General features: G+C 60.3%; 25 protein-coding genes. 7 read left to right on the top strand and 18 right to left on the bottom strand.

Going from position 1 to position 26,835, the window contains the following annotated elements; translation table 11 throughout:
* Window positions 1-10: 10 nt before the first annotated feature.
* The gene (locus ACZ5WQ_RS05075; protein WP_464383283.1) at window positions 11-1,984 is read right to left on the bottom strand and encodes a CASTOR/POLLUX-related putative ion channel; all 1,974 of its coding nucleotides are present in this window, start codon (window positions 1,982-1,984) and stop codon (window positions 11-13) included.
* Window positions 1,985-2,081: 97 nt separating this feature from the next.
* Between ACZ5WQ_RS05075 and cls the strand changes: the two genes are divergently transcribed.
* Window positions 2,082-3,524, top strand: coding sequence for a cardiolipin synthase (gene cls / locus ACZ5WQ_RS05070; protein ID WP_228244900.1), 1,443 nt, complete (start codon window positions 2,082-2,084; stop codon window positions 3,522-3,524).
* A gap of 87 nt (window positions 3,525-3,611) precedes the next feature.
* A complete protein-coding gene (locus ACZ5WQ_RS05065) occupies window positions 3,612-3,974 on the top strand; it encodes a DUF6746 family protein (protein ID WP_233049649.1) in 363 nt (120 codons plus the stop codon).
* Between the two features lie 5 nt (window positions 3,975-3,979).
* Here the strand turns inward: ACZ5WQ_RS05065 and ACZ5WQ_RS05060 are convergent, their stop codons facing one another.
* The 10 genes from ACZ5WQ_RS05060 to ACZ5WQ_RS05015 all read right to left on the bottom strand — a co-directional run bounded on the left by ACZ5WQ_RS05060 (window position 3,980) and on the right by ACZ5WQ_RS05015 (window position 13,789).
* Window positions 3,980-5,506, bottom strand: coding sequence for a phospholipase D-like domain-containing protein (locus ACZ5WQ_RS05060; protein WP_464383282.1), 1,527 nt, complete (start codon window positions 5,504-5,506; stop codon window positions 3,980-3,982).
* A 48-nt stretch (window positions 5,507-5,554) separates the two neighbouring features.
* Window positions 5,555-8,170: an ankyrin repeat domain-containing protein gene (locus ACZ5WQ_RS05055; RefSeq protein ID WP_464383281.1), complete on the bottom strand. Its 2,616-nt coding sequence runs from the start codon at window positions 8,168-8,170 to the stop codon at window positions 5,555-5,557.
* 15 nt (window positions 8,171-8,185) lie between these two features.
* Entirely contained in the window at window positions 8,186-8,896 is a 711-nt protein-coding gene (locus ACZ5WQ_RS05050; RefSeq protein ID WP_464383280.1) for a TonB C-terminal domain-containing protein, read from the bottom strand.
* Complete coding sequence (gene exbD / locus ACZ5WQ_RS05045) at window positions 8,896-9,330, bottom strand: TonB system transport protein ExbD (protein WP_464383622.1); 435 nt, start codon at window positions 9,328-9,330, stop codon at window positions 8,896-8,898. Before exbD ends, ACZ5WQ_RS05050 begins: the two co-directional genes overlap by 1 nt.
* Window position 9,331: 1 nt before the next feature.
* On the bottom strand, window positions 9,332-10,234 hold the full coding sequence (locus ACZ5WQ_RS05040) for a MotA/TolQ/ExbB proton channel family protein (protein ID WP_464383279.1): 903 nt from the start codon (window positions 10,232-10,234) through the stop codon (window positions 9,332-9,334).
* 49 nt (window positions 10,235-10,283) lie between these two features.
* On the bottom strand, window positions 10,284-10,589 hold the full coding sequence (locus ACZ5WQ_RS05035; RefSeq protein WP_088274242.1) for a winged helix-turn-helix domain-containing protein: 306 nt from the start codon (window positions 10,587-10,589) through the stop codon (window positions 10,284-10,286).
* On the bottom strand, window positions 10,589-11,137 hold the full coding sequence (locus tag ACZ5WQ_RS05030) for a hypothetical protein (RefSeq protein ID WP_088274243.1): 549 nt from the start codon (window positions 11,135-11,137) through the stop codon (window positions 10,589-10,591). Before ACZ5WQ_RS05030 ends, ACZ5WQ_RS05035 begins: the two co-directional genes overlap by 1 nt.
* Window positions 11,138-11,256: 119 nt before the next feature.
* The gene (locus ACZ5WQ_RS05025) at window positions 11,257-12,474 is read right to left on the bottom strand and encodes a GGDEF domain-containing protein (RefSeq protein WP_464383278.1); all 1,218 of its coding nucleotides are present in this window, start codon (window positions 12,472-12,474) and stop codon (window positions 11,257-11,259) included.
* Between the two features lie 92 nt (window positions 12,475-12,566).
* Window positions 12,567-13,106, bottom strand: a complete 540-nt coding sequence (locus ACZ5WQ_RS05020; protein WP_464383277.1) for a lipocalin family protein — start codon at window positions 13,104-13,106, stop codon at window positions 12,567-12,569.
* Window positions 13,103-13,789 (bottom strand): type 1 glutamine amidotransferase, encoded by a 687-nt coding sequence (locus ACZ5WQ_RS05015; protein WP_285677090.1) that lies wholly within the window; start codon window positions 13,787-13,789, stop codon window positions 13,103-13,105. Before ACZ5WQ_RS05015 ends, ACZ5WQ_RS05020 begins: the two co-directional genes overlap by 4 nt.
* A 206-nt stretch (window positions 13,790-13,995) precedes the next feature.
* Between ACZ5WQ_RS05015 and ACZ5WQ_RS05010 the strand changes: the two genes are divergently transcribed.
* Together ACZ5WQ_RS05010 and ACZ5WQ_RS05005 are read left to right on the top strand one after the other, a co-directional pair.
* On the top strand, window positions 13,996-15,792 hold the full coding sequence (locus ACZ5WQ_RS05010; protein WP_464383276.1) for an arylsulfatase: 1,797 nt from the start codon (window positions 13,996-13,998) through the stop codon (window positions 15,790-15,792).
* A gap of 109 nt (window positions 15,793-15,901) precedes the next feature.
* Window positions 15,902-16,588, top strand: coding sequence for a VOC family protein (locus tag ACZ5WQ_RS05005; RefSeq protein ID WP_285677088.1), 687 nt, complete (start codon window positions 15,902-15,904; stop codon window positions 16,586-16,588).
* Between the two features lie 15 nt (window positions 16,589-16,603).
* Here ACZ5WQ_RS05005 and ACZ5WQ_RS05000 read toward each other — a convergent pair whose 3' ends face one another.
* From ACZ5WQ_RS05000 to ACZ5WQ_RS04970, 7 genes are all read right to left on the bottom strand, one after another.
* Window positions 16,604-17,104: a thioesterase family protein gene (locus tag ACZ5WQ_RS05000; RefSeq protein WP_228244910.1), complete on the bottom strand. Its 501-nt coding sequence runs from the start codon at window positions 17,102-17,104 to the stop codon at window positions 16,604-16,606.
* An 88-nt stretch (window positions 17,105-17,192) separates the two neighbouring features.
* On the bottom strand, window positions 17,193-18,620 hold the full coding sequence (gene cysG / locus ACZ5WQ_RS04995) for a siroheme synthase CysG (RefSeq protein ID WP_285677087.1): 1,428 nt from the start codon (window positions 18,618-18,620) through the stop codon (window positions 17,193-17,195).
* A gap of 81 nt (window positions 18,621-18,701) precedes the next feature.
* Complete coding sequence (serS, locus tag ACZ5WQ_RS04990; RefSeq protein WP_228244912.1) at window positions 18,702-19,985, bottom strand: serine--tRNA ligase; 1,284 nt, start codon at window positions 19,983-19,985, stop codon at window positions 18,702-18,704.
* Window positions 19,986-20,021: 36 nt separating this feature from the next.
* A complete protein-coding gene (gene crcB, locus ACZ5WQ_RS04985) occupies window positions 20,022-20,393 on the bottom strand; it encodes a fluoride efflux transporter CrcB (protein ID WP_088274249.1) in 372 nt (123 codons plus the stop codon).
* Entirely contained in the window at window positions 20,386-21,669 is a 1,284-nt protein-coding gene (locus ACZ5WQ_RS04980; RefSeq protein WP_285677160.1) for a replication-associated recombination protein A, read from the bottom strand. The genes crcB and ACZ5WQ_RS04980 overlap by 8 nt, the downstream gene beginning before the upstream one ends.
* A gap of 49 nt (window positions 21,670-21,718) precedes the next feature.
* Window positions 21,719-22,360, bottom strand: coding sequence for an outer membrane lipoprotein periplasmic chaperone LolA (gene lolA / locus ACZ5WQ_RS04975; protein WP_269687357.1), 642 nt, complete (start codon window positions 22,358-22,360; stop codon window positions 21,719-21,721).
* An 18-nt stretch (window positions 22,361-22,378) separates the two neighbouring features.
* Entirely contained in the window at window positions 22,379-24,781 is a 2,403-nt protein-coding gene (locus tag ACZ5WQ_RS04970) for a DNA translocase FtsK (RefSeq protein ID WP_432649117.1), read from the bottom strand.
* 204 nt (window positions 24,782-24,985) lie between these two features.
* Here ACZ5WQ_RS04970 and aat point away from each other — a divergent pair, with 204 nt between their 5' ends.
* From aat to infA, 3 genes are all read left to right on the top strand, one after another.
* Window positions 24,986-25,681: a leucyl/phenylalanyl-tRNA--protein transferase gene (aat, locus tag ACZ5WQ_RS04965; protein ID WP_464383275.1), complete on the top strand. Its 696-nt coding sequence runs from the start codon at window positions 24,986-24,988 to the stop codon at window positions 25,679-25,681.
* Between the two features lie 52 nt (window positions 25,682-25,733).
* Window positions 25,734-26,444, top strand: a complete 711-nt coding sequence (locus ACZ5WQ_RS04960; RefSeq protein WP_088274253.1) for an arginyltransferase — start codon at window positions 25,734-25,736, stop codon at window positions 26,442-26,444.
* Between the two features lie 130 nt (window positions 26,445-26,574).
* A complete protein-coding gene (gene infA, locus ACZ5WQ_RS04955) occupies window positions 26,575-26,793 on the top strand; it encodes a translation initiation factor IF-1 (protein WP_080050557.1) in 219 nt (72 codons plus the stop codon).
* The last annotated feature ends 42 nt before the right edge of the window (window positions 26,794-26,835 follow it).

The following is a 26,835-nucleotide window of genomic DNA, read 5'->3' as shown; positions in this document are numbered from 1 at the left end:
CGTCAGGTGTTCAGCGGCCTGCCAGGTCGCCTGGGGGCAAGGTGGTCAAAACTACCAGCTGGTCGCCTTCGGCCAGCCGCAGAGGCTTGTCACGCTGCGGATTCAGCTGCAGCCGTCTGCCCTGCTCATCGGCCTTGAGGCGAAACACGCCCAGCGCAGTATCCCCGTGCAGTGCGACGATCGCTTCAAGGTCAGCGAAGGTGGTAACACTCTGCATCGGATAATGCCGCGGATCGAGGAACACCAGCTCCGGGCCACCGGTGGTCAGCAACTCCTCGAACATCAGCCCGAGCTCACGGCGCTGTGCTATCTGTGCCATCAGGTGACTCAGAATCATGGGGCTGACGATAGTCTCGCCGCGCTTGCGCACAACCAGGCTTTCGTTGGCCGGGTCGCTCAACTCGAGCAGAATCTGCGGACGGATGGCACGCTGGCGCAGCAGCTCGTCGACAATCAGATAACCGACCATGGCGCGGGCATCCGCTTCCTCTCCACTGTCCAGACGATCGGACGACACCAGGATGATGCTGTCGAAACGCTGCGTCATCAACTGATCCAGCGCCCCTTCGACCATGTAATCCGCCTCTGTAAACTGGCAGTCGACACGGGCTGTCGCTGGGCTGTAGCTGCTGATCATGCCGGCCCGCTCGTCTGCGTTGACCACGGCAACATTGTGCACATCGAAGCGATACTCCCGATACCCTGCAAGCTCGTGGATCAACGCCGGGACACGCCGGTTCCAGCCGAGCACCAGCAGTCTGCGCATGCCACCCGTGCTGACTGGACGTGACGGACCGGATGCCGGACGTTGCAACGGGCGCATGCTGACTTCGACCTGTTCCCCCTGTGGCGCAGCATGCTCGTAGGCGCGAGCCAGCATCACCAGCTTGTCTCCGCTCCTGATCGTTTCTCCAGTCGGTGCGTTCAGCCAGGTTCGCCAGCGATCGCCATCCGGGCGCATGAGGCCGCACACGATGGCATCAGGTGTACGGCTGCCTATGTCGGCCAGGGTCTGTCCTACGCAGTTATCGGTAGACCGGATATAAAACTCGTTACCCTCATGCACCGTCATCACTTCGCCAAACACCTCCGGCAGCCCGGGATGAATGATCGATTGAGCAAACAGGCGACTGACCAGAGCCTCGCTGGCGAGCACCTCCAGCGGGCCGGAGTAGGCGCGCTGCATGACCGCCATCTTGCGACTGTCATCAACCTCGGCAACGACGTAGGGTGGCGTTACTCCGCGCTGGTGGGCCTGCGCCTGCAAGGTAAGCAGTGCCTTGATAGCCTCCACATCGCTGCCGACCAGTGAGCCGGCGGTCTGATTGCGTCCGGGAATAAGGACGACCGCCGCTTGCAGGCAGGCGGCGCGATCCAGGTCTTCAGGCTGCAGGGCGGTGCCCGAGCGCAGAATGATGTTGCCCATGTGCTTGCGAATCAGCGGGACTGCGCGCAGCTCATGGACATGCTCTGCCGTAACGTCCTCAGCCAAAATGACCAGACGAAGGCGTTTGGTCAGGCGCGCCTTGAGCAGGCGCTGAATCCCACCATTAACGTCCAGGATCTCCTGTACGAGCGGGATGGTGCGGTTGGTCCAACCGAGGATGACAATGTGGCCGCTGACGGTGACAGGCGTGAGTCCCTGTTCAAGCTTCACCATCATCGCAATCAGCCAGCGCGTCATGATCGCCACCAGCGCGCCGAGAAAGACAACATAGCCGCTGAGCGTCAATACCGTGGAAACGATGCGCCGCCAGGTGCCCTCGTCATCGCCGAGATAACCCGGATCCGTCAGCCGCAGAAATGCCCACCAGACCGAGTCAGCAAGACTGGCCTCCCCGCCGGTTGGCCAGACCAGCCAGCCGCCAATCAGGGAGATAAGGGCAATGAAGGCAGCGACCACCAGCAACTGATAGTGCGCGCCCTTGATGAACTGACGTTCGACCAGATAACGCAGGCGGTCAACAAAGGAAAATGGCAACATGCGGTGAAGATCTCGCGGCGGCTTGTTCTTAACGGTGCGGGTAAATCCTGCTAGATTGCTGCATTGGACGTCTGGACAGGTACTCTGTTCAATCCGCATGAGCTACATCGAACACATCATCGGCATCGCCCTGGCGGTACTCTACTGGCTTTTTACCGCCGTGGTCACCTTTCGGGTCATTGGCCGCCGCAATCCGGTCAGCGTGACGCTATCCTGGCTGCTGGTTATCTATATCCTGCCGTTTGTGGGCGCCCTGCTCTATCTGATGCTGGGTGAACTCAACCTTGGCCGTCAACGTGCGCGTCGGGCCGAGGCGATGCTGGAACCCTTTCTCGCCAGCATTGCAGAGGACTTCAAAACCCAAAAGGCCCCCTTGCCCGGCGGGCAGCTGGTGCAGGGGATTCGCCAACTGATCGAGACACGCCTCGGCATTGGCGCGCTGGGCTACCAGCAAATGGACTTGCTGGAGACGCCCGAGCAGATCTTCGATCGCCTGTGTCAGGATGTGCGTGAGGCCAAAAGCAGTATTCACCTGGAAACCTATATCTGGTTTCCCGGAGGGCGCATCGACACCTTGAGCGAAGCGCTGATCGACGCCGCCGGACGCGGAGTTCAGGTTTCCCTGCTGATCGATCACGCCGGCAGTCGCCCTTTCTTTCGCTCGCGCTGGCGCAAGCGTTTCATCGATGCCGGAATCGAAGTGGTGCCGGCCCTGCCGGTGCGACTCTGGCGGGCACTGGCGCAGCGCGTCGACCTGCGTCTGCACCGCAAGCTGGTTGTCATCGACGGGCATATTGCCTATACCGGCTCGATGAATATGGCTGACCCATCGCATTTCAAGAAGGAGGCCAATGTAGGACAGTGGGTCGATATCATGCTGCGGCTGGATGGCCCTGCAGCACGAGGTCTGGACAAGGTATTTGCCTGGGACTGGGAGGTCGAGACCGGTATCCGTCGTCTGGCCCCTGCGCCGCCCAGCCCGCCAACCTGCTATAAATGGCTGTCCATTCTGCCGTCAGGTCCGGGCATGGGCGAAGATCTGATCACCCAGGCGGTACTGTCCAGCATCTATCGCGCCAATGAAAGTATCACCATCAGTACGCCCTACTTCGTACCATCAGAGGCGATATTTGACGCGCTCTGCCAGGCTGCGCGGCGTGGTGTGCGGGTCAAGGTGCTGGTACCCGAGCGCAATGACTCGCATCTGGTTGGCTGGGCCAGCCGCGCTTACTATGAGCGTTTTCTCGAAGCAGGTGGATCAATTTATCTGTTTCGCGGCGGGCTGCTTCACACCAAGGCAATGCTGATGGATGGCCAGCTTGCGCTGGTTGGCAGCGTGAATCTGGACATCCGCAGCCTCCAACTCAACTTTGAACTCACAGTCCCGCTTTTTTCGCCAGAAGGTTGCGCTGTCATCAAACGCCTGCTGGACGGCTATATATCGGATAGCGTTGAGCTTGAATTGGCGCAATGGCGGCAGCGTTCGCGTGGGGCGCGTGTGCTGGAACGCCTTATGTTCTTCCTCAGCCCCTTGCTCTAAATCAAGGAAACTGCTGCAGCGCTATTGCTTTCATGGAAATTCCGGCTAGAATCCAAATGAGATTGAATATCATTTGCGAGATTTGCCATGAAAATGTATCTGGTTCCAGTAAGTCTGACGGTCAGCATGATGGCGCCCGGAGCTCTGGCCGGCGCCGGTACGATTTCCGGCGCGAGCGGTCACCCTGCTGTCTTGCAGCTCCAGGCGCACACCCTGTCACTACAGCAATTGCTGGAGCAGCCGCTGGACCAGAGCGCGCTCAGCCTCCTGGAGGACCTCAGTTATCAGCTGGAGAGCGATCTGTTGCAACTTGGTTCTCCAGCTGCGCCGGTTGCCGACCCGCTGGAATCCCTGCATCGGGCGGTAGAGCACTGTGATGCCAGCGAGGTAAAGCGCTGTGCAGGTCTGTACCTTGCTGCTGCCCGGCGCTGGCTGTCAGGTCTCGCATGACTTGCTTATAGCTGTCCGGACAAGGGCAGCCAGCCCAGGCTCCAGCTCATGAATCGACGGAATCGGCTGGCATCAGGTTCGGCTTCCCAGGTTCGTCCCTCGGCCCTCCAGCGCAGATCACCCCGGCGATCCAGTTCGACCCTGAAGGCGTAGTCGTCCGAGGTCCAGCGCTCGAACAGCTCGACCATCTCCTGCGCCAACTCGGGATTCTCGATGTAGACGCCTGCCTCGGTATTGATTTTGATGGATCGCGGATCCAGGTTCACCGAGCCAATAAAAGTTGCCTGGCGGTCAAACACAAAGGTTTTCGCGTGCAGGCTGGCAAGTGATTCACCCAGGAATGGGCTGGCCCTTTCCTGCTGTCCGGCAATCGGTCTCAGCTCCCAGAGCCTGACGCCACCTTCGAGCAGCGGACGACGCGATTTGACGTAACCACTGTGTACCGCCAGTACATCTGTGGTTGCCAGCGAGTTGGTCAGTACCGAGACATCAACGCCACGCTCAACCAGCCCCAGAAGCAGCCGTTCTCCGCCTGTGCGTGGGATAAAATAGGCGGACGTCAGCAGCAGCTCCTCTTCGGTTTGCCTGATCGGCTCGATCAGGCTGCCGCCAAGGTAGGCAATCTCCTTGCCGTCGCCGCGGGGATCTGACTTGGACGGGTCATCGTAAAGCCAGCTCGCTTGGCCCCAATGCCATGAGAGGGCGTTGCCACCGAGATCACTGAGGAAACGCGACTCTGCAACCGCCCTTATGTAGGGATTGCGCGCAGCCTGGCGCGTCGCTGATCCGAGCTTTGCGCGCATTCCGGCAAGTTCCTCTGCCGTGCGCTCGCCAGTCATCATTGTGATCGGTATGGCGATACCGCTGTTCCAGTAGTTGTCAAAACTGTCAGCTGCGCTTTCGGCGATCGGGCCGATGGCGATGACATCGACGTCCTGAAAGTCGATATCGGTTAGAGAAAAGTACTCATCACCGATATTGCGCCCGCCGGTGATCAGCGCTGTGCTATCGGCAACCATCAGCTTGTTGTGCATGCGGTAGTTGATGCGGCCGAACTCGATTACCTTGCCCAGCAGCTTCATCCAGTTGCTGCGCAGGCTGACCGGGTTGTACAGGCGCACGTCGATATTGGGATGCAGGCCCACGGTAGCAATACCGACATCATCGACGTTGGCACCGACGTCATCTATCAGCAGACGTACTCGTACACCGCGATCAGCCGCGGCCATCAGCCGCTCAGTGATCAGCCCTCCGGTAATATCGGTGTTATAGATGTAGTACTGGATATCCAGGCTGTGCTCGGCCATGTCAATCAGCCGAATCCGCGCAGCGAGTGCATCTGCACCGTCATGCAGGAGGATGAATCCGGACTGCGTCGGGTCCGTAGAGCGTTGCTTTGCCAGATAGCGACCCAGCTTGGTTGATGTGTCCGCGGGCAGATAATAGGTCGGCAGCTCGCTGTGAGACATGCCGGCAGTCGCACAGCCTGTCATCAGACAGGCTGTGATCATCAGGCAGAACAGTCGTAACATGAAGGTATCCCGTTCAATGTAGCCGCCCTGCCCTGTACCGGCCCACGGCTAGGGGTTTTGCTCCTCGTACTGATCGCTTACAACCAGTTGGTAACTGACGCGGCGCACGCCTCGGTTATCGATCACGACATAGCCGGTTTTGGCCGGATTCAGACCCTGAGTATAGGCCGCGCTGTAGAGCGCCCGCCATGCAGCCTCGACCTGATGACGCTGCGGGTCGAAATCCAGGCTCAATACCTGCTGCTCCGGTTGTTGCGAGACACGATATCCCGCTTGAGGTACCGGCGAGCCGCTGACAGGGAAACTGACCTGGAAGCGCAGCAGATCAGGCGAATTGCCGCCAAGATCGTCGAACAGCAGATTCAGCGGTCCAGTCACCCGGACCTTCGCACGCCGGGTTGCAGTCGTGGCAACGTTGATCGCCATAGGGCCGATGTCTTCGGTCAGATCCGCCGGCGGCATTTCAGTCGGTCTACCGAACAATGTCATTGCAGGTCGACGAATCAGCTGGATCGGATAACTCTGACCGTCTTCACGGATAATCAGTTCATCGCCGGCGCGTATATCAATCGGCTTCTGGGCACTGACAGGCAGGGGTGCGTAAGTCGAGGCGCACAGTTCGGAAGCCTTGAAGCTATCGCGCTGAACGGTTGTCAGCGATTCGTTGGTTGATACTGCCCGGCAGATGGCCTGGTCGTAACCACGCCAGGCCTGACGCATGGCACCGGCATCCATCAGCGCTCTGATGGTCGCCTCGTCGCCGCTGGCTGCGGCGAGTAGCAATGCGGTCTGTCGACCGGTGGCCGCTTCTTGTCGATCCGGACCACCAACACCGGCATTTTCTACAGCGCGTGTTTCGGCATACAGGTCGGCCCCGGCTGCCAGCAATCTGCGTACCGATTCACTCTGCCCGTTCTGGGCTGCAGCCATCAGCGCGGTTCGCCCCCACTGGTTGCGTGCATTAACGTCAAATCCGCGCTGCAGCAACAGCGATACAGCATCCGGGGTCGCAACGGCAGCCATCAGTGCGGTGTCACCATCAGGACCGATCCCCCGATTTTCGCCCAGCATCTCGGTTTCATAGGCAATAAAATCGGACACCACATTCAGCGGCGCACCATTGAGTACGACGCTGTGCAGCGTGGCAAACTGCCTGCCTTGCTCAAGCGCGCCGGGTTGAGGGGCGATCGCATAACGCGCCTGATAGCGTGCAAAAGGTTCCGCTGGCAGCGCAGGCGCCTGCTCCGGCAGTTCCAAGTTCTCCATGCTGCGGGCAAAGGTCTCGTGGAACAGCAGGTCGGCGGCGATGCCGGCCTCTGCTGCCGTCAGTCCCTGACCGACAAACATCGCCTGCAGCTCCTGATGCGCCGGAGCCAGCATCGGCATCAACCGACGGTAGCGTTGCTTGTTGCCGATATTACGCTCGGACCAGAGGAAGAACTTCTCCATTGCGGCATCGTTGCGGGCAGCGATGGCGCCCTGGCGACCACTGCGCTGGTATTCGTCAACACCCAGCAACGGCAGATTGAGAAGGGTCCACTGACGCTCTTTCCAGCGCTGAAACAGGTCGCGGCGTTCGCTCTGGGCATAGCCCGGCAGCGGGTCATCTGCGAGTTGCTCGAGCGCACTGTTGAGCTGTGCGTAGGTGGGTAATCCGCGCAGGTTGTCTGTACGCGGCGGTGTGAGATAGCTCTGGAACAGGCACAGTGGCTTGATATCACCACCCAGTGCGTAAACGCCGGCATAGGCCGACTCACCACGCGCAGCCGGCGAGTAGAAGCCCCAGGTTTCATTGACCAGTGCCAGCGGCTCGCCCTGATAGCTGAACAAGTCGATGCTACCGTAATCCCCGGTTTGTGACGAGGATGCGTTGGCCCGACCGCCGTAACCCGGTTGCTTGGCAATCCAGGCGGGCATGGTCCGATGATCCATGACGACCCGGTCATCAATCAGCAGCCCCCGTGCCCGTTGCTGGTAGCCGGCGTACAGACCCGGGTTGTAGAGTTCCACCCGGTAACGGTGGCCGCCGACGCTGGCTTCGCGATCCCCATTGCGGCTGCCGGCCAGCAAGGTGGCGCCGGACAGTACGGTAATGTCTGCTTCGCCGTTTGCTGCCAACGAGCGGTTAAGGGCCGCGCCGATGGCGCCGCAGAATCCGGGCCTGAGCTCCTCAGCCACTCTGAACTCGGCATAGGTGGACCAGGCATGGCGCTGTGATGACGTAACCTGAGGTGGCGCTGGCCAGTTACGCAGCTCATTGATGCGCTGGCGATACAGGGCGTCCAGGCACGCTTGCGCTGTCGCATCTGGTTGCAATGCGGTGCCAGCCTCGGTTCCCAGGCCACAGGCTCCGGCACGCGACAGTTGCCACTGACGATGATTGGCCTCCAGCAGCAGCGCACCGGGAAGATCCAGTGCGTTTACACGCTGGTGCAGCAACTCGGTCAACTGCCGATCCCGGGCCGCCAGGCTGTCGCTGGCGCAGATCTGCCGATGCACTTCCGGCAAGGCACCGCTGCAATCAAAGCCTGCCCTTCCGGCATCCGGCAAAGCTGACAGGCGGGGTGTCAGATCCGGTTTGGGTTTCGGCGGCACCGGTGCACTGGCACAGGCCGTCAGCAAGATCACACTTGAGACCAACACAATACGCGTGGGGGTAAACATGCCAGTACTCCGTATTCAGTCCAAAAAGATGGCTGTGCCGTAAATGGTGTAGCGCCCTTCTCCGCCAGCGGGTGGTGGAGGAAACGGACCCGAACGCCTGATGGCCTCACGCGCAGCCTGATCCAGCAATGCATCGCCACAGGGGTCGATCTCGAACCCGACCATCTGGCCTGCACCATCCACCGTGATTTCGTAGGGGATGTAGCATTGCCGCTTGAAGTCGTTGGGGTCGCCCCGATAGCCTGGCGGCGGCTTGTAAACAGCGCCCTCGGGCCGCTGCAGGTTGGCCGTTACTCGCCCCTTAACCGTGTTGGCATAGCCGGACGGTGCCATTCTCCCGCGTGTGCTGGTGGCTGCCGGTGGCGGCGTCGGTGGTGCTGCCCATTGCTGATTGGCACCAAAGCTGTGAACCGGCGGGCCGCGGGGCGTCGGCGGTGTTGCGGGCGCCGGGGGCGGCCTGCGAACGGTCGGTTTTGGCGGCTCGGGTTGCGGCTCCGGCTCGGGGGCTGGTGGCTCGGGCTCGGGTTCCGGCTCGGGTTCAGGTTCTGGCTCCGGCGGCGGTGGCACGTAAAGATCAACAGCCACCACATCCGGGCCGGCCGGCAGTGCCTGGTGGCGGAACTCCGCGCTCTGCAACCACGCCAGCAGTCCGATATGCAGGCCCAGGGCAACGATTGCCACCAGTATCCGGAACGGCCAGCTACTGCGTTCTCGGTAGGCGCTCATCAGGGCTCCAGTTCTTCCGAGGCGACCAGACTGATCTGTCCGTATCCGGCCTTCTGCAATGTATTCATGACCTGCATGAGGGTTCCGTATTCCACCGCCTTGTCACCACGCAGAAACAGGCGCGTTCGCACATCCCCGCCGGTCAGCTGGTTGACACCGGCGGCAAGGTCGACCAGTACTACCGGCTGCTCTTGCACGAACAGCATGCCGTCGGCCTGCACGCTGACATAAACCGGCTCGTCCGGTGGCGGATTCGGTGTTGCGGCGTTGCTTGGCAAATCAACCGGGACGTCCACCGTCGCCAGAGGCGCTGCGACCATGAAGATAATCAGCAAAACCAGCATCACATCGACAAAGGGTGTGATGTTCATCTCGGCGTTCTGCTGGTAGTTGTGCCGCTTCACCAGCGGCCCGGAGTTCAGCTGGATGCCCATATCAGCGACCTTCATCCAGCTGACGTGAGACGCCGGCGATCATCTCTGCCGAGAAATTGTCCAGCGAACCGACAAAGCCGTTAATGTCACGGGCAAACTTGTTGAAGATCATCACCGCGGGAATTGCTGCAAACAGCCCCAGCGCCGTTGCCAGCAGTGCTTCAGCGATACCGGGCGCAACGACGGCCAGGCTGGCAGATTTAAGGGTGGCGATACTGGCGAAGCTGTTGAGGATCCCCCATACGGTACCGAACAGGCCGATAAAGGGAGCCGTGGCGCCGATGGTCGCCAGTACGCCCATCATGGTTCCCATCCTGGCCAGATCGCGCTCCTGAACAATGCCGGCGGTCAGCGCAATGCGTTGCAGCAGACGGTTGAGCCGGTCGGCATCGTTGCCCTCGGCGGGCAGCGTGCGGTAGTGACTCAGTTCGGCCTGGGCCACCTTCCACATCCGACCCATGGCGCTGCGCTCAAGCTGCTCTCCGAGCTGATCAGCCTGACCGCCACGATAGGCCTTGAGGAACTGATTATTGCGGCGTTTGGCCGCACTGAAGACGAACAGCTTTTCGAGCAGCACAGCCCAGGTCAGCACGGAACAGAACACCAGCAGGATCATGACCGATTTAACCAGCGGATCGGCTTGCAGGTACATCTCACGCACGCCAAATGAGGTGTGCGCGACTGCCGGCTGGGCTTCTGGTGCTGCTGCCTGAATCGCCGGTACCGTTTCACTGACAGCGGCTGTTGCGGCGCTGGCTGCGGTTGCGTCAGGCGGCTGGTTATCGGCCTGGGCCAGTACCAACCCGGTTGCGCCGCCACCGGCGACAAGCAGCACCAGCAATGACAGGGTACGCAGACGCTGTTGCCAGCGGGCCGAGGTCGAGATAAACGAACGAGTGTGCATGCCAACTCCAGATTGTTGATGTTATGAGTGAGTCAGGTGCGATGCCGAATCAGGTGTCCAGGTTCTGGGGCGCCAGAATGGCGTGCAGTTCGGCGACATACTGACCGAATGCAACACGCCCCTTGGCGCTCAGGCAGACCCGCGTGCGCGGCTTCTTTCCTGCAAAATCCTTCTTGATTCGAACGTATTCGGCAGCTTCAAGGGTATTGAGATGTGCGCCAAGATTGCCATCGGTGGTATCGACGATGGACCTGAGCGAGACAAACTCCAGCCATTGATCGGATGCCAGCGTGTTGAGCGCGGCCATGATCTTGAGCCGCACAGGCTGATGGATGAGGTCGTTTGGCGACTGCATCAGCACCTCCTCAGCCAGAGGCCCGAGACCACAAAGGTGCCGCCCCAGCTGAGTGCAAGCCAGTACCAGTAGCCATCACCTGCAAACAGGAAGCTGAGCATGCTGAGCACCGCCAGCAAGGCGCCAACGGCGATGTAACGGGGCCGTGACTGTGCGCCTCGAACGATGTAAATGGTGGCAACAAACAGGGGGACGATCATGCTGCCCTGGCGCGGAGACACAGGCCAGAAAATGACGTGCAGAATGACGTCAAACAGCAAAATGGAGAGAATAACCAGCAGATAGCGCCAGATTACGCCGGGAACTCGGGGGGCGCTGTGGACCGCCATGAATACACCGAGCAGCAGGCCGACAACCACCACACCCAGCCAGATTGGAAGCAGGTAGCCAGCGAACAGAGCGCTGCCGACGCAGCCGATGATATTGAGCAGCCCCCAGAGAATCAGTTGGCTTGCTTCAAATCGATAGTCCTGAAATCCGGCGACACGCGCCTGCACATTGCTGATCTCGCGCAGGGCCTGCGCCGCTTCCTCGCGTGAAGGCGGCATACATCATATCCAGCTTGTTTTATTCTTGTGCAAAGCACTCTATTGAACAGAGTTCGGAAACGCAATACATGATGAAGAAAAATGGTGCGGGCAGATTGCCCGGGGCAATGCCTGTTGGGTTATTCCGGAGAGCCGAGTTGAACAAAACTCCGTTGTTCGCCTTCTCGGCAGGCAGCGTTGTCAGCGGTGAGTGGCCAGCTGCAGCAGCGGTTGCGCCCGCTCTGCTTGGCCTGGTACAGCGCCTGATCGGCTCGTTCGACCAGCTCGTGCAGGGACAATGTGGAATCCGCCGGAACCGGCGTCAGCCCGATTGATACGGTATTGCTCAGCGTCAGCCTGCCTACCTGAACCTGCTGACGTTGCCAGGTTTCGCGAATCCGTTCGGCAAGCTGTCTTGCCTTGTTCATATCCGTGTTGTCCACCATCAAGAGAAATTCTTCTCCGCCAAAACGGCAGATCAGGTCCCGTGTCTGTGAAGAGTCCTGCAATAACTCTGCAAATCGGGCCAGCACTGCATCGCCTGCGGCATGGCCATGGCGGTCGTTGATTGCCTTGAAACCGTCCAAGTCAAGCAACAGCAGCGCTGCGCTCTCCCCTGTCCTGCGGTTACCTTCCAGATGCCGCAGTGCCGCCTGTTCAAAAGCCCTGCGGTTGAACAGGTTGGTCAGCGGGTCGTGCATGGCCTGAGTCTTGAGTTCGTCCTGAAGGCTGCGCAGCAGGAACATGATGCAAATCATGGTGAAGGCATAGATGAATACGATGCCTTCAAGGTAATTCAGCGCTTCGACCGATTCGCCTTGCTCAAAGGTGGTGACGTTTGCATACGCTGGATCAAGCCCGTACAGCATGAGACGACGCAGATACAGGCCTGCATGAACAAGCCAGATGGCGCACCAGGCGTAGGTCAGGGTACGGGGTCTTGGTCGTACCCGGATAATTTCGTAGACCATGAGACCGGCGACCACGACTACAATCGCGCTGTGGGTCATGATGCTGAAACGAAGGGAATCCCTGAGCAGGAAGAAGGCTGCACCCTGCAGAGCTAGCAGAGTCGCCATGGTTGGCCAGAAATGGGGGGCAGCCCACCCCTGCTGGTGGCAGCGCGCTCCCCACCACAGTACAAAGTAGCCCTGGGTAATGACGATGGCGCTGAACCAGATCGGTATGTAGGCGCGTGCCGACTGTAAAAGAGCCCCGAAAACGACCATGCTGAGGCCAATCGCCCAGAAGCGAATGGACGGAACCCTGGGATTCAGTGCGGCGGCAACCAGCAGGCAAATCACCGCTGTGGCCGTGGTTAGCGCCAGCACCAGCATCAACGTCGTCAGATCAAGCACGCAACGGCCTCAGCCTGTAATTATTCTTGGAGCCAAAGAGTATCCTGTGCCGCCGCGAAAGGCTACGAGACCGTGCATATTTTCGAACACGTCTAGCTGCAGCGGCTGTCGCCCTGCTTGACCCAGATAAGTTCGTCGACCGCAAAGCCAAGCTCCGCAGCCCGCTTCACGAACTGCTGGCGCAGTGCTGCGTCCGGTTCGGGGTCACGCGACAAGAACCAAAGGTAGTCGCGATTGGGGCCGGAAACAAAGGCATATTGATATTCGGGATCCAGCTCGAAGATGGCATAAGTGCCGTAAAACGGCCCAAAGAATGATACTTTCAGGAACCCGGTATTCGGGTCGTCGACAAAGCGGGCACGACCCTCAGCCTGGTTCCAGGATCCGCTTTGTGCATCACAGCCGCGGTTGATTACCTTGATCTCGTTGCTATCTGCACGCGAGTACTCGGCACTGACCTGACTCAGCCCGCGTTCAAAACGGTGATCCAGCCGCGCGATTTCATACCAGTGCCCGAGGTATCGGTCAGCCTGAAACGGCGTTACCGGCTCAATGCCATCCGGGAGTTGAACACAGCCCCCCAGCAGCGCCAGCCCGGTAAGGGCAAGCAATCCGTGAATGCGGTGTTTCATACAACCTCCGTCAGATAGGTCAGTACGTGATCCAGCAGTGCTGCGCTGCGGGTCAGGGTCATATCATCCACACTGAGAATCTGCCCGGCAGTTTGGACCCAGCGTTCCGGAGAAAGTGCCTGTGCGTCAGCGGTGACAAAGCGTTCAAGCAATGCGCGATCGGCTTCCAGATGAAATTGCAGGCCGATAACCGAACGCCCCAGCTGGAAAGCCTGGTTTTCGCAGGCATCGCTGGACGCAAGCAAAATGGCGCCCGGAGGCAGATCAAAGGTTTCAGCATGCCAGTGCAGTGCGTGGAATTGACCGGGGAAGTGAAAGGCCGCGCCGTTATGATGGGTATTGCCCGTTACCCTGAACCAGCCAATTTCGCGTTCTGCATTGGCATACACCGGCTGGCCCAGCGCTGCGGCAATCAGTTGTGCACCGAGACAAATACCCAGCATCGCCTTGTCGGCGGTCAGCGCACGTCGAATGAACGCCTTTTCTTCCCGCAGCCACGGCAGGGCCTGCTCGTCGTTCACGCTCATGGGGCCTCCCATGATGATCAGCAGGTCAACCAACTCGAGCTCGGGGAGTGCGTCACCGGCATACAGCCTGCTGCCGCTTAGCGTATGACCGTGAGCGGTCAGCCATTGTTCGATCAGGCCCAGCCCTTCGAATTCCACATGTTGCAGATAATGCACGTGCACTCGCCCGTCCCCCTTGCTGCAAAGTCCGTCCAAACTTGTCTATAAACAGCCCGGCGGCCATAAGGTTCCCGATTAACGAGGCGCTGCCCGGCGCCAGGATTGGCTGCTAGGGACAGTCGTTTGGCTACACTCGGCCGCAGCGCCCGCGATAGCGCTCCCTATACTCGGTTGCACATAACCACAAAAACAGGGACTTTATCATGCACCGCCCGCTCCTTCGCCTGCTTCCAGCCCTTGGCTTGAGTATCCTGCTGCCGCTCAATACCGCCGGCGCGGACTCGCGTCCCAACATTCTGTTGATTGTCGCCGATGATCTCGGTTTCAGCGATCTGGGGGCGTACGGCGGGGAAATCCACACGCCCAACATCGACCAACTGGCTGCCAGCGGGGTCCAGTTCACCAACTTTCACGTGGCCGCAACCTGCTCGCCAACCCGGTCAATGCTGATGACTGGCGTGACCAATCACCTGGTCGGCATGGGTAACATGAAGGAGATCATGGCGGACAACCAGAAAGGTCAGCCGGGCTACGAAACCTGGTTGAACGACAGCGTTGTGACCTTGCCAACCCTGCTGCAAGATGCAGGTTACAACACCTACATGGCCGGCAAGTGGCATTTGGGCGACCGCCCGCAGAGTCAGCCGGTTGCGCGCGGCTTCACGCGCTCCTTTGCACTGATGGAAAGCGGTGCAGACAACTGGGAGGCCAAGCATTATCTACCGGGCGGCAGCGCCACCTGGATTGAGGACGGCAAACCGGTGAACCTTCCCGAGGGCTTTTATTCCTCGTTCACCTATGCCGACAAGCTGATCGACTACATCGACAGTGGTCGTACGGACGGCAAGCCGTTCTTCGGCTATCTGGCGTTTCAGGCCGTGCATGCCCCCCACCAGGTTCCTGAAGACTATGTTCAGCGCTATGCCGATATCTACGATCAGGGCTGGGATGCAATTCGCCAGCAGCGCTACCAGCGCCAGTTGGCGAGCGGGTTGTTGCCGGATACCGGTGAGAACGCTGTTACCGACGATTGGGGCACCTTCTATGCTCGTCGCCATATTGACTGGGCCAGCCTGAGTGATGAAGAGAAGGCATATCGGGCACGGCAAATGGCGGTCTTTGCCGGCATGGCTGAAGCGATGGATACCAGCGTCGGCAAGGTGCTCAGCTATCTCAAGGACACCGGTCAGTACGACAATACCCTGATCCTGTTCATGAGCGATAACGGGGGAGAGTCGACCGTATTGCGTGAGGTCGCCCCGCTGTTTTACCGCCTGCGCTATGACACGGATATCGATGCGCTCGGCGCGCCCGGCAGCTACAGCGAATACGGCCCGGGCTGGGCCTATGCGTCCAATACTCCGTTCTACTCTTACAAGGGGTCGCCGTTTAGCGGTGGGATGCGCGTGCCGTTGATCGTCAGTCAGCCGGGTCGAGTCGCCGCCGGCACTCGAACCAACAGCTTTGGCTATGTGACCGACATCACCCCAACGCTGCTCGACATTGCCGGTGTCACGCCCCCCGGCGAGCGCTACCGGGGCAGGCCTGTTCATCCGATCATGGGTGAAAGCATGCGCGCCCTGCTCGAAGGCCGGCAGGAACAGGTTCACGACGCCAGCCGCACGACCGTCTACGAACTGGCTGGTGGAATCGCCGTCTGGCGTGGCAATTACAAACTGGTTACCTCAAGCACCAACGCCATCCCGGCGCGTATCGGGCCGCAGCTGTTCGATACCGCCAATGATCCGCTGGAGCGACACAATCTGGCGCAGCAGCACCCAGAGATCGTGTCCGAGCTTTATCAGGCCTATCGCGACTACGTCGAACGCTACGGGGTGATCGAAGTACCGCCCGACTATCGCGCCTGGGAACAGGTCAAGCGTAACGGCCGTGAACAGTTTATTGCCAAGAACCGTGTTGCTCTGGCATTGGCCGGTCTGGTTCTGCTGTTGCTGGTGGCAATGGCTGCGCGCTGGCTGCTGAAACGCCGTCGGCGCTGATGCCACCATCACCGGCAGCGATGGTGGCCGATTCCGGGTGTGATTTCATCTCGCTAGCCGGAAGGGATGCGAGCTAGGGTTGGCACCCGTGTCTGCCAAGGAGAATGACGTGAGTCTGGCCAAAGCCTTTTTTGATGTCGGTCTGTTTACCAATCAGCGCGATGCACAGCAGCGCTTCTGGAGCGAGCAGGTTGGCTTGCCCTTTGACCATACGCTGAAACTGGGTGGTGGCATTCTTCAGCACCGCTACTCTGCTGGCGAAGCGGTATTGAAACTTAATGACGCACGTGACCCTCTGCCCTCACCCGCTGCCATGCCCATCATCGAAATGCTGGTTGGCATTGACGGGCTGACACAAAAGCGCGCCCTGAAGGACCCGGATGGCAACCGCATCACGTTGCTGCCTGCCGGAACCGACGGCATTACCGGGCTGGCAGTGCGCCTGCGGGTAGCTGAGCTTGATCGCAGTCAACGGTTTTACACCGACGTGCTGGGCTGCGATCTGCTTGCCCCGGGTATGCTTCGCTGCGCAGATGCACGGATTCTGCTTGAACAGGGAGATACGCCCGCGTCGGACGATCAGCAGGCGCTTGCCGCGCTTGGGCTGCGCTACCTGACCCTGCAGGTGTTTGACTGTGATCTCGCCTACGCGCGGGCTTTGGCCAATGGTGCCAGTGGAGCCCGTGAACCGGTGACCCTTGGCAGCACCGCACGTATTGCCTTTATCCGCGACCCGGATGGGGTCTGGATTGAACTGTCGGAGCGCGCCTCGGTGACCGGCAAGCCGGTCGCCTGAGCCACGTCCTGGCTGTTACCCGCAAAGATAGGTGCCGGTGCCGACGGCAATCAGGGTACCGTCGTCGGCATGCAACTCCGAGCGTACCACCCCGACCTTATTGCCCGAGCGCAACAGGGTTGAGGTACAAACAAACTGTTTTCCGCGCCCCGGACGCAGATAATCGACACGCAAGTCGATAGTGCCCAGCTTCGACAGGCGCACCATTCGTTCCTGGACAGTGAGGTGGGCGTGACGATCAAAGGCTCCGATCAGCGCCATGGCGCCGCCACAGACATCGATCAATGAGGAAATGGCACCGCCGTGGAGGATGCCCTGGGTAAAGTTGCCGACCAGATCTGGTCGCATCGCCAGACTCATCGCTACGCAGTCGCGTCGCACTTCGTCAATTTCGATTCCAAGCAGGCGATTGAACGGAATCCGATTGAAGAAGCCGTAAACGGCCTGAGACAGCTCTTCCGGCAGCGCGTCGGCTTCCAGGTCTTCTGACGGGGTAAGGTTGGCAGAATCGGTCATGATGTACTCCTGAAACAGAGGGTAAACCCTGCCCTAATTGCTTACCCGACGCCAGAGCGCCGGCGGCGCCTGTCCGGCATTTGGCGTTTTAGCCTTGTTCCGTACCCAGCACACCCTGCACCGGTGGCAATGCATCGGCCCTGAACCATTTAAGCTTGTCGTGCAGCGATACCACTTCGCCGACTATCAGCAGCGTTGGTGGCTTGATCGTTTCGCCGGCAACCCGTTCGGGCATATCGGCCAGGGTGCCGATCAGGACCTTCTGATTGCTCGTGGTGCCCTGCTGAACCAGTGCGATGGGCGTCTGGGCGCTGCGGCCATGGGCAATCAGCTGGCTGCAGATATCCGGCAGGCCGACCAGCCCCATATAGAACACCAGCGTCTGGCCAGTGGCTACCAGCTCACTCCAGGGCAGATTGGTGGTGCCGTCTTTCAGGTGTCCGGTGACGAAGCGCACCGACTGGGCGTAATCGCGATGGGTCAGCGGAATACCGGCATAGGCCGAGCAACCATTGGCTGCGGTGATGCCCGGCACGACCTGAAATGGCACGCCATGGGCTGCCAGCTCCTCGATCTCCTCGCCGCCGCGACCGAAGATGAACGGATCACCGCCCTTGAGGCGCAGCACGCGCTTGCCCTCCTTCGCCAGTCGCACCAGCAACTGATTGATCTCTCCCTGCGGCACAGCGTGATCGCTGCGCGCCTTGCCGACATAGATACGGTCGGCATCACGACGACACAGATCGATGATGGCCGGTGCTACCAGGCGATCATGCAGTACCACGTCGGCTTGCTGCATCAGCCGCAGAGCGCGGAACGTCAGCAGGTCCGGGTCGCCCGGGCCGGCGCCGACCAGATATACCTCGCCACGATACACCTGTCCCTGCTGACCGCTCAGCTCGGCCTCCAGCAGTTGCGCGGCCTCGTCGTCCTGCCCGGCAAACACGCGCTCTGCCACCTCGCCCTGGAAGATGTTTTCCCAGAACGCGCGGCGCTGGTTGATGGTCGGCAATGCCTCCTTGACCTGCTGGCGGAAGCGTTTGGCCAACTGGGCCAGTCGACCGTAGGCAGCGGGGAACAGAGTCTCGATTCGGGCGCGGGACAAGCGAGCCAGCACAGGAGCGTGACTGCCGCTGGAGATCGCAATCAGCAGCGGCGAGCGGTCGACGATTGCCGGGAAGATCACGGTGCACAGGTGCGGGGCATCCACTGCGTTGACCGGAATACGCAGCGCCTGAGCATCTGCCGACACCCGGGCGTTGAGTGCTTCGTCATCCGTCGCGGCAATTGCCAGCACGGCTGCGTCCAGATCCGATGGCTGATAGCCACCCTCACGTATCGAGCCATTGCTGCCGGCAACCAGCTCGCGCAGCGCCGGCTCGACCTCGGGCGCCACCACATACAGCGCAGCACCCGCTTCGCTGAGCAAGCGAGCCTTGCGCAGGGCAATTTCACCACCGCCAACAACCAGCACGCGGCGGCCGGTCAGATTATGAAACAGGGGCAGGAATTCCATGCTCGCTTCCTCGGCATACATCATTAAAAGGCAAAGCGGGAGCCATTGGCTCCCGCTGTTGGTGAGGCTGGAGTCGTCGGCTTAGCCGATGCGCTCCAGTCCGCCCATGTAGCTGCGCAGGGCCTGCGGCACTTCAATGCTGCCATCTGCCTGCTGGTAGTTTTCCAGCACGGCCACCAGGGTGCGGCCCACCGCAAGCCCCGAGCCATTAAGGGTATGCACCAGTTCCGGCTTGCCGGTTTCCGGATTGCGCCAGCGCGCCTGCATGCGACGGGCCTGGAAATCGCCACAGTTGGAGCAGGAGGAGATCTCGCGATACTTGCCCTGACTCGGAATCCATACCTCAAGATCGTAAGTCTGCTGGGCGCTGAAGCCCATGTCGCCGGTGCACAGGGCCATGGTGCGGTACGGCAGCTCCAGACGCTTGAGTACGTCTTCAGCGTGACCTGTGAGCTCTTCCAGCGCGGCAGCAGAGTCTTCCGGGCGAACGATCTGCACCATCTCGACCTTGTCGAACTGATGCTGACGAATCATGCCGCGGGTATCGCGACCGGCGGAACCGGCCTCACTGCGGAAACAGGGGGTGTGTGCGGTCAGCCTGATCGGCAGCTCCTCGGCGGCAACGATGCTCTGGCTGACGATATTGGTCAGCGAGACCTCGGCAGTCGGGATCAGGTACAGGTCGCGCTGGTCTTCACCGCGCTTGATCTTGAACAGGTCTTCTTCGAACTTGGGCAGCTGACCGGTGCCTTGCAGGGCTTCGGCCTGCACCAGATACGGTGTGTAGGCCTCTTCGTAACCATGCTCGTTAACATGCAGATCCAGCATGAACTGGGCCAGCGCGCGGTGCAGACGGGCAATCGGGCCGCGCATCAGGGCAAAGCGGGCACCAGACAATTTGGCGGCCGTTTCAAAATCCAGGTAGCCGTGCTGCTCGCCCAGTGCGACGTGGTCCTTGGCCTCGAAGTCGAATGCACGCGGCGTTCCCCAGCGGCGCACTTCGACATTCTCGTTTTCATCCTTGCCTACCGGGACTGTCTCGGCCGGCAGGTTGGGCATGCTCAGCAGCATGGCGTCCAGCTCGACCTGGATTGCCTCGAGCTCCTGTTTGGCTTGAGCCAACTCGTTGCCCATGCGGTCGACGTCAGCCAGCAGCGGCTGAATATCTTCGCCACGCGCCTTGGCCTGCCCGATCGACTTGGAGCGACTGTTGCGTTCGGCCTGCAGACTTTCGGTGCGGGTCTGAACGTCCTTGCGCCGGGACTCCAGCGCCTCGAGCTGAGCGAGGTCCAGCTCATAGCCGCGGGTGGCAAGGCGCTCGGCGAGCAGTTGCGGTTGGGTACGAACGAGTTTTGCGTCAAGCATGGGTCATCATCTTCAACAGTTTCAGGTGGCAGCCGGTCAGCGCGCGAGCGACAGGCCGGCCCAGGTGGCGAACAAACCAACGCACACACTGAGCAGAATGTAAGCCAGAGCCAGCAGACCTTCACCGTTCTCCAGCATCCGGAGGGTATCCAGCGAGAAGGTCGAGAAGGTGGTAAAGGCACCAAGGAACCCCACTACCAGCGTTTGGCGCAGCATGGGGGACAGGTCCGGGCGATCCAGCCAAAGGCCGTATAGTACACCGATCAGCAGGCATCCGAGCAGATTCACGATCAAGGTCGGTAACGGGAACAACTTGGGCCAGTGGGCAGCTGACCACTGCGCCACACCATAACGTGCCGCCGCTCCCAGCGAGCCGCCCAGCATGACAGCCAGATACAGCTTAATCATCCTTCCTCCGTTGCCTGCTGCTCGCCGCATCCAGTGATCGCAAGTGCTGCAGCTTCTGGGCGATTTTCAGTTCAAGTCCGCGCGGGACCGGCTGGTAATAGCGGCGAGGCTCAAGCGCCTCGGGGAAATAGTCTTCACCGGCGGCATAGGCTTCGGGCTCGTCGTGGGCGTAGCGATAGCCCTCGTTGTAACCCAGGTCTTTCATCAGCTTGGTCGGCGCATTACGTAAATGCATCGGCACGTCCAGCGACCCCTGGCCGGCAACATCACGCACGGCGGTGTTGAATGCGTTATACACCGCGTTGCTCTTCGGCGCACAAGCCAGATAGGTGATGGCCTGGGCCACCGCCAGCTCGCCTTCCGGGCTGCCAAGGCGCTCCTGGACATCCCAGGCGTTGAGGCACAGCGTCAATGCGCGCGGGTCGGCGTTGCCAATGTCCTCGCTGGCCATGCGCACGACGCGACGGGCGATATACAGGGGATCACAGCCGCCATCGAGCATACGCGCGAACCAGTACAGTGCGGCATCCGGATTGGAACCTCGCACCGACTTGTGCAGCGCGGAAATCTGATCATAAAAGGCTTCGCCGCCCTTGTCGAAACGGCGGCGGGTATCACTCAGCAGCTCGCCAAGCAGATCGGCTTCAATCACGCCGCCCTGCTCCACCAGATCGGCAGCGATCTCCAGCAGGTTCAGCAATCGGCGGGCGTCTCCATCGGATGCATCCAGCAGCAGCTGCCGGGCCTGCGGCGCCAATTGCAGTTGCAGTGCGCCGAGCCCACGCTCGCTGTCTGTCAGGGCGCGATCAAGCAGACCACCCAGCGCGTCTTCATCAAGCCCCTTGAGCACATACACCCGGGCACGGGACAGCAGCGCATTATTCAGTTCAAAAGAGGGGTTTTCCGTGGTGGCGCCAATAAACAACAGCGTACCGTCTTCAACATACGGCAGGAAGGCGTCTTGCTGGGCCTTGTTGAAACGATGGACCTCATCGACAAACAGGATAGTTCGGCGGCCATTGGCGGCGTAGTTCTGGCGGGCAATGTCCACCGCCTGGCGAATGTCCTTTACCCCGGCCAGTACGGCAGACAGGGTCTCAAAGTGGGCGTCACTCACGGTGGCGATCAGCCGTGCCAGGGTCGTTTTGCCGACGCCCGGCGGGCCCCAGAAGATCATCGAGTGCAGAGCGCCCTGCTCAAGCGCGGTGCGCAGCGGGCGACCGGCCCCGAGCAGATGCTCCTGGCCAGCGTATTCATCGAGCGTGCGCGGACGCATTCGCGCTGCCAGCGGCTCGCGCGGCGCCGGCGGCGCAAACAGGCCGCGGTTATTCACTGATGACGTCGACTCCGTCCGGTACCTCGAAGGTGAACTGTGACCCGGCTACCGGTGCATTCAGCGCAACGTTCTGGAACAGGATATTGGTGCGCTGGCCTATCGGGTCATTGAGCTGCATGTCGTTGATCAGTCCGTCACGGAAAGACAGCCTCAGAGTCTCAAACATGGTGTCACTGGCCTTGGGCGTCAGCACAAAGTCATCCACGCTGCCACCCTGGGTCCAGCGGATGCTGAAATTGTCCGTGAGGGTGCTGACATCGCCCGACAGCAGCAGTGCCGGCGTGTGGGTCAGGCGCTGATCCAGCTTCTGAATAGTGACCTGCATGAGGTCCGGGTCATACAGCCAAACCTGTTGGCCGTCGGAGACCAGCACCTGCTCCAGCGGCGGATCGGTATGCCAGCGGAACTTGCCGGGACGCTGCAGGGTGACCTGGCCGCTGGTTTCCTGCAAATTGGAGCCGTTGGAGCTGAGCGTCATCTGGGAAAAGTTGGCGGTCAGGGTATTGGCTGCCGAGAGCAGCTCGTTCAGGCGCTGCGCTGCTGCGTCTGCATCGTCCTGCGCCAGTGCCGGCGTACCGAGCAGCGCCGCACACAGCCCCAGCCAACGCCAGCCAGACAGAAAATTCAACATAATAGTGCGTTTCTCCACTCAGTCGCGGATCGGCGGCGGTGCGATGACCTCGCGCGAGCCATTGGTATTCATTGAGGTAACCACGCCGGCCATTTCCATGGCTTCGATCATGCGCGCGGCGCGGTTATAGCCAATCTTGAGCTTGCGCTGTACTGCCGAGATGGACGCCCGACGGCTTTCGGTAACGAAGCGCACGGCTTCGTCGTACAGCGCGTCCTCCTCGCTGTCGTCGCCGCCGCTGCCGCCATCATAGCTGCCGCTGGTTGCGGAGTCGTCGGCACCGTCCAGAATGTCCTGGATGTAATCCGGCTCGCCACGCTGTTTCCACGCATCTACCAGGCGATGGACCTCATCATCGGAGACAAAGGCGCCGTGCACCCGCACAGGCAGGCTGGTGCCGGGAGGCATGTAGAGCATGTCACCGTGCCCCAGCAGTTGCTCTGCCCCACCCTGATCCAGGATGGTGCGCGAGTCGATCTTGCTGGATACCTGGAAGGCCATACGGGTCGGAATATTTGCCTTGATAAGACCGGTGATCACGTCCACCGATGGGCGCTGCGTTGCCAGAATCAGGTGAATGCCGGCAGCACGCGCCTTTTGGGCAATACGCGCAATCAGTTCCTCGACCTTCTTGCCGACGATCATCATCATGTCGGCAAATTCGTCGATTACCACTACGATCACCGGCAGCGCCTCAAGTTCCGGCGGCAGGTCATCCATGCTTTCGCGGCGATACAGCGGATCGGTCAGCGGTGTGCCAGCCTTGGCCGCGTCTTTAACCTTGCGGTTGAACCCGGCCAGGTTGCGCACGCCCATTGCGGCCATCAGCTTGTAGCGACGCTCCATCTCGGCGACACACCAGCGCAGCGCGTTGGAGGCCTCCTTCATATCGGTCACGACCGGTGCCAGCAGGTGCGGAATCCCCTCGTAGATGGACAGCTCGAGCATCTTTGGGTCAACCATGATCAGACGCACTTCCGAGGGCGTGGCCTTGAACAGGATGCTCAGCAGCATGGCGTTAACGCCAACCGATTTACCTGAGCCCGTGGTACCTGCGACCAGCAGGTGGGGCATTTTGGCAAGGTCCGCCATCACCGGATGACCGCCGATATCGTGCCCAAGGGCCAGGGTGACCGGGGACTGGGCTTCGTCGAACTCGCGGGTTTCCAGCACTTCGGACAAGCGAACGATCTCGCGATCCTCATTGGGAATCTCGATACCCACCGTGGTCTTGCCCGGAATGACCTCAACCACACGCACACTGATGACGGCAAGCGAGCGAGCCAGATCCTTGGCCAGGTTGGAAATCTTGCTGACCTTCACGCCCGGGGCAGGCTGAATTTCAAACCGGGTAATGACCGGTCCGGGTTGTACCTTCTCAACCTGCGCGTCGACGCCAAAGTCCTTGAGCTTGATCTCAAGCAGGCGAGACATCCCTTCCAGCGACTCTGCAGAGAAGCCCTTGGTTTTCTTGCTGGCCGGGTCCAGCAGCGAAATGGGCGGCAATGAGTCCGGGGCGGCTGTGTCGGTAAACAGGCGGACCTGTTTTTCCTTCTGGGTGCGAACGCTGGCCTCCACCGGCTTGGTATCCAGCGGGACAATTTCCGGCGGAGTGCGGTTTTCCTGCGCCGCCACATGCCTGGCCAGCGCTTCCTGGCGCTGAGCACGTGATGCGTCCGCCCGTTTCTGTTCCTCCGCGCTGAATGAGGGCTCCTTGCGCGGTCCGGGTGCCGGGCGCGGCTCGCGCGCCGGAGCAACCGCAACAGACGATGCCGCGCGTCGGCCCCGCCACCCGGCCCAGGCGCGCTTGAGCAGATCAAACAGGTCCAGCGTCAGCCGCCCGGTAATATCCATAACCCGCAGCCACGACAGGTTGGTGAAAACGGTCAGCCCGAACAGAAACAGGGTCAGATACAGCAAGGTGCTGCCCTGCATGTTGAGCGCAGGGTAAGTCAGGTCGCGCAACAGTTGGCCCAACACACCTCCCGCGCCTGCGCCTTCGGGGAAGTGGGCACCCGGAGAGCCATGCAGCGCTGCCAGCGCCGTACCGGCAAACAGCGTCAGCACAAAGCCGATCAGCCGCCAGGAAAACAGCCAGCCGTTCCAGATCATGGGCTCATGGCGCCGACGGAACATCTGGTACACCTTTACTGCGACGATGAGCGGGAACAGAAATGCCAGGTAGCCGAGCGACAGCAACAGCACGTCGGCGATCCAGGCCCCCATGGCGCCCCCTGCATTCTGTACGTCGGCACTGCCGCTGCTGCGGGTCCAGCCCGGATCGCTGGGCTCGAAGGTAAACAACGCCATGCACAGGTAGAGGCACAGGGCTATCATGGCCAGCAAGGCGCCCTCACGCAGGCGCAACGCCAGCTGCTCACGCCACGGCATCGACATTTTCTGGGCTGCAGTTTCCTTCAAAACAACGCTTCCATTTGGATTCAGGCGGGTATTGTAAGGCTTGATCAGGCCGATTTCATAACCGCGTGGCACATTGATCGGACAGCAGACAGTCAGGCGCTCTGAATGTTCCGCCCCGGCGTACTGCTTTATTCATTCAGGACAATAGCTTATAACCCGAATCTGATAAACCATTTGAATTACTGAAGCCGACCTGGAGCACGTATGGCGCACCTGACCTGGTTAACTGCAAAGGACCTTGCCTTTCCGTCTGCCGATCATGCGATGGAAGAACCAAACGGGTTGCTGGCTGCCGGCGGCGATTTATCGGTTCCACGCCTGATCACCGCCTACCGGCATGGAATCTTCCCGTGGTACGCCCCTGGCCAGCCGATCCTGTGGTGGTGCCCTGATCCCAGAACGGTTCTGCGGCCGGACGGCCTGCATGTCTCGCGCAGCATGCGCAAGCTGATCAGCCAGCAGCGTATGCGGGTCACCCTCGACCAGGACTTCTCCTCCGTCATTCGCGCCTGCGCGGAGCCCCGGCACTACGCCGACGGCACCTGGATCACTCCGCAGATGCAGCAGGCCTACATCGATCTGCATCGTGCGGGCATCGCCCACTCGGTAGAAGTCTGGCAGGACGGTCTTTTGGTTGGTGGCTTGTATGGCGTTGCGCTGGGCAAGGTGTTTTTTGGTGAATCCATGTTCAGCCGAGCGAGCAATGCGTCCAAGCTGGGGTTCATAACGCTGGTTGAACAACTCGGGCAATGGGGCTTTGAGTTGATCGACTGTCAGATGCCAACGGACCACCTGTTCAGTCTGGGGGCCGAAAGCATGCCGCGAGCAGCCTTTTTGCATGAGCTGGCAAGGCTGTGCCCTCCAGATGCAGCAGACGCATGGCGACAGCACGCGCTTTGAACCCGCGCGAGGCTCGCCGTATACTCGGGCCAGTGCTGTCCGGGAAGACCCCATGACCGACCTGTCGCAACTCAAGTTTTACGCCACGCACCCTCATCCTTGCAGCTATCTGCCGGATCAGCGGGCGACGACGTTGTTCCTTGATCCGCAGCAGCCGATCAACCTGGAAACATACAGCCAGCTCTCTGATCTCGGGTTTCGGCGCAGCGGCGATCATCTCTATCGTCCGCATTGCAAGGACTGCAACGCCTGCATTCCTGCGCGTATTCCTGTCGATGCCTTCACTCCCACCTCGGCCCAGAAGCGAATACTCAAGCGAAATCGTGACTTGCAGGTATTCGAGCTCAAGCCTGAGCTGACCGACGAGATCTACGCGCTATACGAGCGCTACATTTGCGCGCGTCATGCAGATGGCGACATGTATCCCCCCAGTAAGGATCAGTTCGCCTCCTTTCTTGCCAAGAATTGGGAGTTCTGCCGCTTTTATGCGTTCCGGGATCAAGAGGATCGCTTGCTGGCTGTAGCGGTTACCGATCAACTGAATAACGGATTATCGGCCGTCTACACCTTCTTTGAGCCGGATGAAACCCGTCGCAGTCTCGGCCGTTATGCCATCCTCTGGCAGGTCGAGGAGACTCGCAGACAAGGGCTCGCAGCGGTTTATCTCGGCTACTGGATCCGAAATTGCCGAAAGATGAACTATAAAACCGAGTACCGACCACTCGAGATGCTGGTGAATCAGCAATGGGTTCGCCTGACCTGAAACGACATAAACAGTAAAAATATCCAGCCAAACTTGGCTCAAGTGCGGTTTTCAGGCACAATTGGCCACCTTTTTTGTGGGTAACCAACCAATAGCCCACCCAGAATCCACCCCGAGAGGTCGTTGCTTAATGGCAAAAGAAGACAGCATTGAAATGGAAGGCACCATCATCGACACCCTGCCGAACACCATGTTCCGCGTTGAACTGGAAAACGGCCATGTCGTGACTGCCCACATTTCAGGCAAGATGCGCAAGAACTATATTCGCATCCTGACTGGCGACAAGGTACGCGTTGAACTGACCCCCTACGACCTGACCAAAGGTCGCATTACCTACCGCGCCCGCTGATAGTCGCAGTCCCCTGCCGGGCCTCCCTGCCCTCGCCCGGCT

The organism is Halopseudomonas sp. T1L2, assembly GCF_055397385.1.
This window is presented reverse-complemented; position numbering and strand designations above follow the sequence as displayed.